Source organism: Nitrincola sp., from assembly GCF_048264025.1.
Classification (GTDB): domain Bacteria; phylum Pseudomonadota; class Gammaproteobacteria; order Pseudomonadales; family Balneatricaceae; genus Nitrincola.
Genome location: NZ_JBLXDN010000059.1, coordinates 1 through 12,690 on the forward strand (window position 1 = coordinate 1; position 12,690 = coordinate 12,690).

Sequence of the window (12,690 nt, forward strand, 5' to 3'; positions counted from 1 at the left end):
ACTCAGATGCCGGTTTGCTTTCTCTACAGATTAAGCATGGCACATTGTTAGGGGGGCGGGTCCATCTTATTTCCTACGGGTGGTTCGGTAATTTTGTGGGAGCCCGGTCTGTGGGCGATTGTTGTTGTTCGTTCGCGGAGCGAACTCCTACAGGGGGGCGTGGAAGCGGACTGTGTTGCGGCCGGCGGCTTTGGCTTGGTACATGGCGATGTCGGCGGATTTGAGGATGTCGTCGGGGCTGGCGCCGTGGTTTTTGAATACCTGCACGCCAATGCTTGCGGAGCAATGGTGTTCTACGGTGTTTTCAGCCATTCCCTCGCGTGCGATATTTAATTCGTAAGTACCGGATAGTATGTGGCGGATCTTTTCTGCAATGATCTGGGCCTGAGCGATGGATTTTTCATAATCTGTATCCAGTTCGCTAAGCATCACTACGAATTCATCACCGCCAAAACGTGCGACCGAGTCCATCTCGCGCACACAGCTTTTTAATCGATTTGCCGCTTCAATCAGCAACAGGTCGCCGACAAAATGTCCGTATTGGTCATTCAGTGGTTTAAAATCATCCAGATCGACAAACATCAAGGCACCATGGCGTCCGGTGCGTTTGCTGGCAATCAGCGTCTGGTTCAGGCGGTCGATGAGCAAACGGCGGTTGGGGAGCTGGGTCAGTGTGTCATAGAAGGCCAGTAGTTGAATCTGGTCCTGCAGCTGTTTGCGCTTGGTGATTTCCCGGGTGATGCCGTGAAACCCGATAATTTTTCCCTGTTCGTCCCGCACTGCTTTTGAGAAGACTTCTCCCCAAATTACGCTGCCGTCTTTACACAGGTGAGGCACATCAAATCTGACAAAGCCAAGGTGTTTTCCTTCTCGTTCAGCCTCTTGCCGCCTGTGCCAGGCTTCGGTGACGATGGCAACACCTTCTTCATTGAACAATTCCAGAACGTGTTGCCCTATCACTTCATCGGCTTTGAAGCCGCGAAAGTGCTCATCGGATGGGCTGATGTAGGTGATGCGAAGGTCGCTGTCAGCTCGCCAGATTACATCCACAGTGTCTTCTGTAAGTAGTCGATAGAAAGACTCTCGTTCATTAAGCTCTTGGGTACGTTCCTTGACTAACGCTTCGAGTTCCCGGTTGCGCTCCTGCAAATTGTTGAGTGGGTAGACTTCGCCATCCTGTACCAGGTGATAGGGAATGGAGATACCACTATGGACAATTTTCCAGGCCTCACCTTCAAGGCGAAAGATCAGCACCAATCGTGCGACTTCGTGTGCGAGGACATGCTCCGGAATCGGCAGGTGAATATTGAAAAAAGCCGTTACAACCACGACCTGTTGGCTTAAGTCCTGTATCGAGATATCCCGCATTTCGATACGTAAGCGCCCTGGCACTTCGGAAAAATCCTGACGGGTGATCCTAATCCACTCATCGCGATCTGTGATCAGAACTTTTCCGCCACCTGTGTAACCACTGAAGTTTTCGCTGAAGAGTGTTGTCAGCCGGTCATCGCGTGAGGCGTAGAGTTCAATGTATTCGTCAAACAGTGCTCGAATTTTGCCATGGCGTTCAGGATTAGGAATGGAGGATGTCATTGGTAATACTCATTTTTAATGCAAATATAGCATAGGATGTGCGAGTACCCTACAGAGCATCCGGTTTTTATCCAGCTAAATTGTGTTATGTGCATCGCAAAATAAATTATTTTTTCTAGCGCTCCTTAGAGACACGGAGCATTCATTTTTGTAGTCTAGAATGAGTTTGTCGAAATTATAAGCTTCGCGTTTTTACAGGCCGCAGAGCCATGGGGGCGCGTGTAGTGACTATTGAAAAAGGAATGTTCTATGCAAGCACTATCAATACCTTCGCTGATTTCTGCCTATTTCCAGAAAGCACCTGACCCGAGTGTGGCGGCGCAGCGGGTTTCATTTGGGACATCTGGTCATCGTGGTGCATCGACCAATGGGTCATTCAATCAGGCGCATATCTGGGCTATTACACAAGCTATTGTTGAATACCGCACTGCAGCAGGGATCTTCGGTCCTTTGTTTTTGGGTATTGATACACATGCGTTGTCTGTACCAGCGTATGGCAGTGCTATCGAAGTTTTGATAGCACAGGGCGTGGATGTGCGTGTACACCCGAACGGAGGGTATACGCCTACTCCACTGATCTCGCATGCCATTTTGCAGCACAATTTACATCAGCCGGACGCTTTGGCCGATGGGATTGTCATTACCCCCTCACATAACCCGCCAGGTGATGGTGGTATCAAGTACAACACACCGGACGGTGGGCCAGCTGCATCCAGTGTGACGCGTGAGATTCAGGATCGCGCCAATGCTTTGTTGGAGAGAGGGCTGAGTGGTATCAAGCGAGTTACTCAGGATGAAGCAAATGCGGCGGTAACACCGTTCGATTTCGTCGATCTCTATGTGTCACACTTGCCGGAAGTGGTGAATATTTCAGCGATAGAGCGCTTCGGTTTACGGATTGGTGTAGATCCGATGGGCGGTACGGCGCTCGAAGTCTGGCAGGCGATTGCCAGCCGTTTCCACTTGCATTTAAGTATTGTGAATACCTCGCAGGACCCTACCTTTGCGTTCATGCCGCTGGATCATGATGGTCAAATCCGTATGGATTGCTCCAGCCCTCATGCCATGGCCAACCTGCTTGATCTTAAGGACCGTTATGATCTGGCGTTGGCTAACGATCCGGATGCTGATCGGCATGGCATTGTGGATATAGCGGGTTTGATGAATCCGAATCATTTCCTCGCCGTGGCTGTTGATTATCTGTTGACGCATCGACCGCAGTGGAGCCCGGATCTCGCTATTGGCAAGACATTGGTCAGTTCTTCCATTCTCGATCGAGTGGTCGCCAAGCATGGCCGAACCCTGTACGAGGTGCCGGTGGGCTTCAAATGGTTTGTGGAAGGGCTGCATCAGAAACGCCTGGCTTTTGCCGGTGAGGAAAGTGCCGGGGCCAGTTTTCTGACCATGGCCGGTGAACCCTGGTCAACGGATAAGGATGGTATTCTGCTGTGCTTGTTGGCCGCTGAATTGTTTGCCGTAACCGGTAAGTCACCCAGTCAGTATTATCAGGAATTAACCCAGACCCTGGGGCTGCCGTATTACAAGCGCATTGATGCACCAGCTACACCGGCTGAGAAAAAGGTGTTGGGCTGGTTGCAGGCTTCGCATATCCGTTCTTCGCATTTGGTGGGTGAGCCAATCACGGATATTTTGGTGAAGGCCTCCGGTAATGTTGAAGCCATCGGCGGGGTGAAGGTGATTACTGCCAATGGTTGGTTTGCTGCCCGGCCTAGTGGCACTGAGTCAATCTATAAAATTTACGCCGAAAGCTTTGTGGATCAAGCCCACCTGGACCAGTTGGTGATCGAAGCCAAGGTCATAGTGGATGATATGTTGTCTAATCTGGCGTAGGTTTTGCTCAGCCAAAAAAAAACACTTAAAAATCATAGGGTAAAAATTTAAACGCATTAGCGGGTTCTTACATTGCCTGTAAGGCCCGTTATTTATGGCTTTGTACTTCAGTACAATACTTATTTTTAAACTGGTTTCTATAATTAGGGTATAGAAAGGATTCCTCAAAATGAATTGAAGCCGAAGAGCTTCAGTAGTAATTATAATTAGAGGTAACCGCCATGAGCCCCCAAGTCGCAATCATCGTAAGCGTTTCCGGTGACGTTTCTGCACGTGCAGAAGATGGCACGATTCGTGTGTTATCACCCGGAGATGCTCTCTACGCAGGCGAAGTCCTGATTTCTGCAGATGGATCTCAAGTCGTTTTAGATTATGACAAGGGTGAACTTGTCAGCCTAAACGGCCCACAAAACTTGCTGTTGACTGAAAACCAGATCACAGCCTCTGCCCCTGAACCTGTTGAAAGTGAAATCACGGATCCCAGTGTTGATTCCATCCTGGCCGCGTTGGAGGGTGATGGTGATCTGTTGGATGATCTGGAAGCACCTGCCGCTGGTGCCGAGGGCGCGCCCGATGGAGGCGGTGGTTCGTTTGTTCGCCTGATGCGTATTTCTGAAAGTGTTGATCCGCTTGTCTTCCAGTTTGAGCAGCAGCTGGTAAGCGATTTTGAGGCCCCGCTGGGTGATGGGGGTATTGTTGCGGCTGCCGAAGATCCTGTACCTCCGGTTATTAATCCTGAAGGTGGCGAGGTTAATGAAACCGGTGGATTTGATAGTTTTACTCAGAGTTTGGGAGTCAACTTTGGTGGGCTGACCGGAACGATTGCTCTTTCGGCTCCGGGTGCGGTGTGGGATTCTGGAAACAATACTCTGACTTATGGCCCCGACAGCTACGGTGGTTCCTGGCAGATACAGGTTAATCCTGACGGTACCTATACGTTTGAACAGCTGAGTGCGGTTGAACATCCTGATGATGCGGATCCAAATGATCCGGTGGGCGTGGAAGTCACGGTTACGGCAACCAGTGAAAATGGTCTGAGCACATCCGCTACCTTTGATGTGACTATTTTTGATGATGGCCCTTCAATTCTTGATTTGAATATAGATCCCGAAGGCCTGAACCTGATGGTTTACGATGCCCAAACGCTGGGTGAGGGCGGCAGCGAAGATAAAGCAGCTCTGTCTGATCTGTTCAGTGCCAGTATCGATTACGGTGCTGATGGTCCAGGGGCTGCAGAGTGGAGCTATGCTCTGGGGCTGGTGGTTGGTGAGAATGATCAGTTTCCACCGATGCAAACTCCAGGTGAGGGTTTAAATGACTTTCCGCCTGAGTTCAATCCGATTGTGTTACCACCGGTTGGCGTTTTCTCTGGCCTTCTCAATGGTGGTCAGCCGATCTTCCTGGAACTGTCTGATGACCTGCAATCCATTACCGGTAGTCTGTATGGCCAGCAGGGCTCTGAAATAGTCTTTACCCTTGAGATACAAGAAGGTGAGCTGGTACTGACGCAGCTGCTGCCGATTGATCATCTACTCTATGGTGAGCCAGTCAATCAGTTAAACCTTGCCAATCTGGTGACTCTAACTGGTAGTGTCACGGTTACAGACCGTGATGGTGACAGTGTCAGTCAGTCAACCGAGCCGTTTAATCTCGGTGAATTTATTACCTTTAATGATGATGAACCCACGGCTCAGTTAGGCGGTGAAACTGAAGCCATTGAAGGTGGTGCTGAAGTGACGGGTACCTGGAGCACTGATCCAGGGGCTGATGAGCAGGGTGCGGAGCGCCAGGTATCTATCAATGGTGCGACTCCTGTGCCATTGGTTACCGGTGAGCCGATTGATACTGGTGTGGGTATTCTGACCTTTAATGCCAATGGCACCTGGAGCTTTGTTGCGGCTACCAATCTGGATCACAGCGGAAACGATAATCCGGCGTTGAGCTTCCAGTTGATCAAAATCGATGGCGATCTTGATGAAGCGGATGCAACCCATACTATCACCATCGTCGATGGTGATGGCCCGACACCAGGCGGTGAAGATGGAGTTGGCAGCAGTGTAAATCTGGTGACCAGCGATGTTGATCTGCGTGACAATCCGGACAGCAATGACAGTAATACCCTGACCTTTACCGCCGGTAGTGACAATATTGCTGGCTTTGTGTTTGGTGCCACCGATGGCATTAGCATTGCTGGTTTGGATGGTGTCCTTACCTGGGACGTGAATCCTGATGGGGACCTGGTGGGTTCTCTGAATGGCAGTCCGGTGATTCAACTGAGCCTGACCGGTAGCGAAGTTCTGGCCGGTGAAACGGGTAACGTCACAGTGGCCGTTAAGCAACTGGCTAGTCTGCCACATAATGTGGGTGTGGATGAGCTGGATATTACCGGTGTTGAAGTTAAGGCTATTGATAGTGATGGCACGGAGTCGGCTACTGCCAGCGTGTCTGTGAAAGTTTACGATGATTTACCGGAAGTCAGCGGTACCGATCCATCTGGCCACGAAGTCACCATTACCAATCTGGGTAGTGATACCGGCACTGGCTACAATAATAGCTTTGGCTACTATGTCGTCGGTGAGAATGGTGAGCCTACAGTGGGCGCGGTGCTCTGGAGTAACGTCAAGCTGGATGTTAACGATATCCGCATTATTACCGGTTATGCACCGGGCGAGATAGGTTATTTCATCATTCCTAATGGCGCTAACCATAATGGGGATCTGACTAATGATACTCCAGTGGTGTTCCAGTCCTTCGTTAATGGTAATGGTGATACCGTCTGGCAGGCCTGGACAGCTGATGAAAATGGCGATCCATTGGAGCCGCTGCTCGGGCAAAACAGTAACATGCCGGCACTCTTTAGTGATGGAGATCTGCATCCGAATGGTACCTCACATGTTGAGAATAACCTCACCGAGGGTGATCTGAACTGGGAAGATATCTACGGCAACAGCAGCGATTATGACTTCAATGATGTCAATATCAATGTGGCCTGGAGCGATGCCAATCTGACCGTCAGTGAAAGCGATCTGGATCAGGTGGCCAACTTTGATTTCTCTACTCACTTCGTTGCTGAGTTTGGGGCTGACGAGCAGGGTACGCCATCAGCTTACACCCTGGGCGTTACGCAAGGGGATGGCAGTGATTCCGGCCTGGTCGATACGCTGACAGGTGAGACAGTGCTGTTGCGCATGGTGGGTAACGATGTGCAGGGTTATGTGATGATTGGTGGTTTCGAAACCCCTGTGTTCACGGTAACAGTCAACAGTGAAACGGGTGTGGTGACACTGGATCAGCTGCGTGCGGTTGAGCATCCGCTCGCGGGCGTGGTGGGTGATTCTGATGTGGTGAATATAGCGGCTGGCGCTATCGACCTGACCAAAACTGTATCTGACTCCGATAATGACATAGACGATGCCACCATCGATATCGGCCCGGTGATGTACTTCCAGGATGCGGGCCCATCGGCTGAAAACTTCACCTACGAGACCCCCGTTGCTGTTGGCGTCAGTGATTATGTGCTGGCGGCTGATGCGATTGCTTCGCTGGGTATTGATGCCGGTCCTGACGGCTATCTGAATGGCAGTCTGCAGGATGCGGTTCAGTTTGAGGTGGGCAGTCTGGGCGGTAGCCTTGCAATTAATGCCGCTGGCGAGCTGATTTACAATCCTCCGGGCGATCTGGCTGAAAACGCCCAGGAAACCTTCAATTACAAGGTTTTTGATGGTGATGGTGATACGGTTGAGCGCACTGTATCCGTTGGGCTGGTAGAGAATACGCCGCCCGTTGCTGATCCGGTTTTAACCCAGGCTAATGTTGTTTTCGGTAGCCTGCCTGCCGGACTGCCAGACGATGCTGTATTTGCGAAACAATTCAGTGTTGGTGGCGGCGTTGATCTCGATGAAGCAGGTCAGGCTGTGCCATCGATGCTGGAGTTGGATGCTTCACTGGGTGGGCAGGATCAGGAGACACTGGAGTCTGATCTGGTATTTCAGATTACCGATCTTCCTACCTATGGAACCCTGTATCTGAATACGGGGAGCGGTTATGTACCCTTCGATGCAAGTGACCTGGCTAACCATACCTTCACCGTTGATGCCGATCTTTATTGGGTCGCCACCGCGGGTGAAGTGCAGTCGGCTATGTCTGATCAACCCGTTCTGACCCTGAGTGGCAACTCAGTTTCAGACTGGCAGGCTCATGGTGTCAGCATTCATGGCTATACCATGGATGGCCAGAGTGATGCCTCAACATTGCGATTCACCTCTGAAGGGGTGGGGGTTGATGGCAGTAGCTTTGGACAGGGCGAGGTGCCCAATCAGTTGGGCTATCGTGATGGCAGCTCAGAAACGATTATCCTCGATTTTACCAATCCGGTTGGTGAGGCTGAGATTGCCGTTAGTCGACTGATCTTTAATGAGAAAGAAGTCGGCCGTGTTGAAGCGTTCCTGAATGGTACTTCGGTTGGTAGCTGGACCTTTACCGGTAGTAGTGCCACCTCGTTACTCAGTGGAGAGACTATCGACTTTACGCCTTCGTCTGGTTTTGATACCTCCAAGGGAACTGGCAGTGGTAGCGGAGCCTTTACACTCAGTGGCGTGGTGTTTGATCAGCTGAGATTTAGCGCGACCGAATACGGTGAAGGTGGCAACGCGAACACCTCTGACAGTAGTGATTATTTTCTGCAGAGTGTCAGCTTTAAAGAAGTGCCTTCAGCTGAGTTCCAATATCAGGTGACTGATGAGGCGGGTAATGCCAGCGATCCGGTCATAGTACAGATCGATACGCAGACAGATACCCCAGTTCCGGATAGCGTGCCTTCTGACTGGACGGATAACAACCCGCCGTCTGATATTATCCTGGATGTCTCCGCTCATAACAGTGGTAATGGACAGGGGCAGGGTAACTCCGGCACCTATGCCAATCAGGGTCAGGGTGGTCGTTTGGATAATGATGCGATGACCAAAGGGCCGCATACTGTGACCCTGAGCACAGAAGGATTCCTGGCGGTTGACCACAAGGGTAATGATGACCCTGCCATGATCGAACAGCCTGAAGCGTTACTACTGCAGTTCAAGGAGGCTTTGAACAGTATTCGCTTTGAAGTACAGGGCGAGCTGGGTGATTCTGCGACCTTCTCGCTGTTCGATGCAGCGGGAAATCGTATCGGTGATCCAGCTGATATCGAACTGCAGGAGGATGGCACCCTGGTGTTTGAATCAGCAGACCCGTTTAGCTACCTGGCTATTGATGGATCACAGGACTCATCCTTTGCCATCAAACCAATGGGTTACAGCTACACCAATACGGACGGTGACATTGTCGGTAGCAGTGGCGATGATTATCTTTTCGCCACCGATGGTGACGATGTCCTGATAGGTGGGGCTGGCGCTGATACCTTCAAGTGGTCGTTGAGTACACAGGGCGGTGATGATGTAGTCATGGACTTTAATGCGAGCGAAGGTGATGTGGTAGATATCGCCGATCTGCTTCAGGGTGAAGAGGGTGGAAATCTCACTGATTACATCAGTGTGACCGAATCTGTTCAAGGCACACTGATTGAGCTGACCCCCATGGGCGACGGCTCCAGCGCAACCCAGTCAATCATGCTGGACGGCGTTTCCTTTGCAGACCTGGGAATCGACACCAGTACCATGACAACCGATGAAGCCATCATCAATCATCTGGTCGACAGCGGACACATCAACATCGACCAGTAGGAACCAGGGGGCCTTGTAGGAGCCCGCTCCGCGGGCGATCCCACACTCTTTGTAGGATTGTGGGATTGTGGGAGCCCGCTCCGCGGGCGATTATGTGGGAGCTCGGTCTCCGAGCGAATCAAATAGCCCATTGTAGGAGCCCGCTCTGCGGGCGGGCTCGTATTTCGCTCACAGAGTGAGCTCCTACAATATATGAACACACCAATGTAGAGGCATCTGTAGGAGCCCGCTCCGCGGGCGATTCTCCCACATTCCCGGATAACCTCTCCCCGCGATTATCACCGTTTCGGCAAGACGTCCTTCAGCTTTTCATGAATCCCACGCAAGCATTCTTCTGTGGTTTTCCAGTCAATACACGCATCGGTCACTGATACGCCGTATTTCAGGTCACAGAGATTGGCTGGAATGGACTGGTTGCCCCATTCGAGGTTGGATTCAACCATCAGACCAATAATGGACTGGTTGCCTTCCAGAATCTGATTGGCGGCATTTTCAGCGACCAGTGGCTGTAGCGCTGGGTCTTTATTGGAGTTGGCATGGCTGCAATCAATCATGATGTTGTTGTTGAGCTTGGCTTTTTCCAGAGCCTGTTCGCAGAGACGCACGCTGACTGAATCGTAGTTGGGTTTTCCGTTACCACCACGCAGTACGACATGGCCGTATGCGTTGCCGCGTGTTTTGACGATTGATACCTTGCCATCTTCATCAATACCCAGGAAATTGTGCGAGTGGCACACAGATTCCATGGCGTTAATGGCCACGGTCAGGCCGCCGTCAGTGCCGTTTTTAAAGCCTACGGCGCAGGATAAACCGGATGACATTTCACGGTGTGTCTGGGATTCTGTGGTGCGCGCTCCGATAGCAGACCAACTGATCAGGTCCTGCATATACTGGGGCGAAATGGGATCAAGTGCTTCGGTGGCCAGCGGTAAGCCCATATCGGACAGGTCAATTAGCAGCTTGCGCCCAATGCGCAGACCTTCTTCGATTTCGAAAGAGTCATTCATTTTCGGATCGTTGATCAGACCTTTCCAACCCACGGTGGTACGAGGTTTTTCAAAATACACGCGCATGACCAGATACAACGAATCTTTAACTTCTTCCGCCAATACTTTCAGGCGACGACCATACTCCAGTGCGGCTTCTGGATCATGGATAGAGCAGGGGCCAATCACAACCATTAAGCGCTTGTCTTTACGATCCAGAATGTCTTTAACCACCTGACGCTCACGAATAACTGTGGCAACGGCATTCTCACTCAAGGGCAGTTTGGCTTTAAGTTCGCGCGGAGTGACGATCGGTGTGATGGATTCAATACTGAGGTCTTCTAAGCGTGTATCGGTCATCTCTATTGTTTCCTGAAAGCAGATAGATTCGTAAGGGTATTTTTACATATCCCTGCACGGCATATAAGGGGAAAGAGGTATAATATCGACTATTGGAACGATAGGGCCACTTAATGGTCAGATTTTGCAGACTGAAGCGCACCCGGGTTGAAGGATACATTGTGTTTAAACCGATATTGATACTCCTCACGATCATTTTGTTAAGCCTATCAAGCCTTGTAGGAGCCCAGTCTCTGGGCGAATCTACGGGGGGAAATGTAGGAGCCCGGTCCCCGGACGATAATTCGCTCGCGGAGCGAGCTCCTACGGCAGAGCCGGCTCCTGCAAATAGGTTATTCTCAATTTTTAATCGCTCAAACACCTCCAACGGTCCTCTGCCGGTGGAAGAGGTGTTTCAGCTTGATGCTCGGGTGGTTGCTCCGGGTGTGATTGAGCTGAATTGGAGTGTGCATGAAGATTATTATCTCTACCGTGACCATTTGAAGTTTTCGGTGCCTGAGGGTGTGCAGCTAGTGGATAGCTGGCGCCAGGCTGGTGCTGCTAAGGATGATCCACTGTTTGGTTCAGTAGATGTTTGGAATGATCAGGCCGCCGCTGCGTTATTGATAGGCGCGGATGATGAAACCATTAAGAATGCTATGCTGGAGGTGACTTACCAGGGTTGTTGGGATGGTGGGATCTGCTATCCGCCGGTCACTGAGTCGGTTCCCTTGTCGGCTTTACCGCTGGTCGCGGGTCTGAGTTGGCCGGAGGGTATGCCGCCGGAACAGGGGGGAGTTGCGGAAGCTTCTACTCTTCCTGTTTCAGAACATGATCGCTTCACCCAATTATTAACTGGACGTAGTTTGCCATTGATCCTGGCCGCTTTTTTTGTTGCCGGGCTGGCGTTGTCGCTGACACCCTGTGTATTCCCGATGATTCCAATTCTTTCCAGTATTATTGCCGGTCAACAGGAACGGGTTTCAACGCGTCGGGCGTTGGGGTTATCTAGTGTGTATGTGTTGGCTATGGCCGTTACCTATACTGTAGCGGGTGTGCTGGCAGGGCTGTTTGGTGCCAATATTCAGGCCAGTTTTCAGAACCCCTGGATCATTTCAGTGTTTACGGCTGTGTTCGTATTGCTGGCGCTATCCATGTTTGGCTTTTATGAGCTGCAGCTCCCTAGTGGCTTGCAAAACCGTTTGAATCAGATGAGTCGAAGCCAGAAAGGCGGCCAGATAACGGGCGTCGCGGTGATGGGCTTTCTTTCTGCCCTGATCGTCGGGCCTTGCATGGCAGCACCCTTGGCCGGTGCGCTGATCTATATTGGCCAGACAGGTGACCCGTTGTTGGGTGGGTCAGCTCTTTTTGCTATGTCGATGGGGATGGGGGTGCCTTTGCTACTGATTGGCACTTCGGCAGGGAAGTTCATGCCGAGAGCCGGCAGTTGGATGAAGGCGATCAAGGCTGGATTTGGTGTCCTGTTGCTATTGCTGGCGGTGTGGATGCTTGACCGAATTGTCTCTGTGCAGATCACTATGGCTTTGACGGCGATCATTTTGATTATATCAGCGGTGTACTTGAGTGCGCTGGATAAGTTAGCCGATACCGTCAGTGGCTGGCAGCGTTTGTGGAAAGGCGTAGGGCTGGTGCTGTTAGTCTACGGTGTGGCCTTGTTACTCGGCTTGTTTGCGGGTGGGCGAAGCCTGGTGTACCCCTTGCAGGGCATGGGCTTAGCGGCTGGTCCTGTAGGTGCGGCTCAAGGATCGTCGATGCGATTTGATCAAACAGTCACGTCTTTAGCCGCACTAGAGCCGTTGCTGGCTGATGCTAAAGCCGCTCAGCAGCCCGTGATGCTGGATTTTTATGCTGATTGGTGTGTGACCTGTGCGGAAATGGAGTTCGTCACCTTTGCTGATATCGAAGTTCAGGCCGGTTTGTCTGAGTTTGTCAAAATCAAGATCGACGTGACCCGCAATGACGGTGATTCACGTGCACTGAATCAGCGTTTTCAGGTGTTCGGTCCACCCGCACTGGTGTTTTTCGATCAGCAGGGTAATGAGCGCCGAGAGCTAGCCGTACACGGCGTCATCGGCCCCCAGCCCCTCCTGCAGCAGATCACCCCACTCTTGTAGGAAATAAGATGGACCCGCCCCCCTAACAATGTGCCATGCTTATCTGACGAGAAAGCAAACCGGCATCTG

Annotated in this window: 5 protein-coding genes; 3 read left to right on the forward strand and 2 right to left on the reverse strand. The window is 51.3% G+C overall.

All coding sequences use genetic code 11. The features are described 5' to 3' along the window. Nucleotides 1-147: 147 nt before the first annotated feature. Nucleotides 148-1,593 carry a diguanylate cyclase domain-containing protein gene (locus ACN0R1_RS20335; RefSeq protein ID WP_417585984.1) on the reverse strand — a complete coding sequence of 482 codons (1,446 nt, stop codon included), beginning with the start codon at nucleotides 1,591-1,593 and terminating at the stop codon, nucleotides 148-150. Nucleotides 1,594-1,842: 249 nt separating this feature from the next. On the opposite strand from ACN0R1_RS20335, the gene pgm reads away from it, so the two are divergent. Continuing rightward, the gene (gene pgm, locus ACN0R1_RS20340; RefSeq protein WP_417585985.1) at nucleotides 1,843-3,444 is read left to right on the forward strand and encodes a phosphoglucomutase (alpha-D-glucose-1,6-bisphosphate-dependent); all 1,602 of its coding nucleotides are present in this window, start codon (nucleotides 1,843-1,845) and stop codon (nucleotides 3,442-3,444) included. Nucleotides 3,445-3,665: 221 nt separating this feature from the next. Next, nucleotides 3,666-9,161: a retention module-containing protein gene (locus ACN0R1_RS20345; RefSeq protein WP_417585986.1), complete on the forward strand. Its 5,496-nt coding sequence runs from the start codon at nucleotides 3,666-3,668 to the stop codon at nucleotides 9,159-9,161. A gap of 278 nt (nucleotides 9,162-9,439) precedes the next feature. On the opposite strand, the gene ACN0R1_RS20350 is transcribed toward ACN0R1_RS20345, so the two are convergent. Then, entirely contained in the window at nucleotides 9,440-10,507 is a 1,068-nt protein-coding gene (locus ACN0R1_RS20350) for a 3-deoxy-7-phosphoheptulonate synthase (protein ID WP_417585987.1), read from the reverse strand. A 113-nt stretch (nucleotides 10,508-10,620) separates the two neighbouring features. On the opposite strand from ACN0R1_RS20350, the gene dsbD reads away from it, so the two are divergent. Next, entirely contained in the window at nucleotides 10,621-12,621 is a 2,001-nt protein-coding gene (dsbD, locus tag ACN0R1_RS20355) for a protein-disulfide reductase DsbD (protein WP_417585988.1), read from the forward strand. Nucleotides 12,622-12,690 lie beyond the last annotated feature (69 nt).

Bases quoted from the DNA above. Each gene is read 5' to 3' on its own strand.
- pgm (WP_417585985.1), top strand. From the start codon at position 1,843: ATGCAAGCACTATCAATACCTTCGCTGATTTCTGCCTATTTCCAGAAA.
- ACN0R1_RS20350 (WP_417585987.1), bottom strand. From the start codon at position 10,507: ATGACCGATACACGCTTAGAAGACCTCAGTATTGAATCCATCACACCG.
- ACN0R1_RS20345 (WP_417585986.1), top strand. From the start codon at position 3,666: ATGAGCCCCCAAGTCGCAATCATCGTAAGCGTTTCCGGTGACGTTTCT.
- dsbD (WP_417585988.1), top strand. From the start codon at position 10,621: ATGGTCAGATTTTGCAGACTGAAGCGCACCCGGGTTGAAGGATACATT.
- ACN0R1_RS20335 (WP_417585984.1), bottom strand. From the start codon at position 1,593: ATGACATCCTCCATTCCTAATCCTGAACGCCATGGCAAAATTCGAGCA.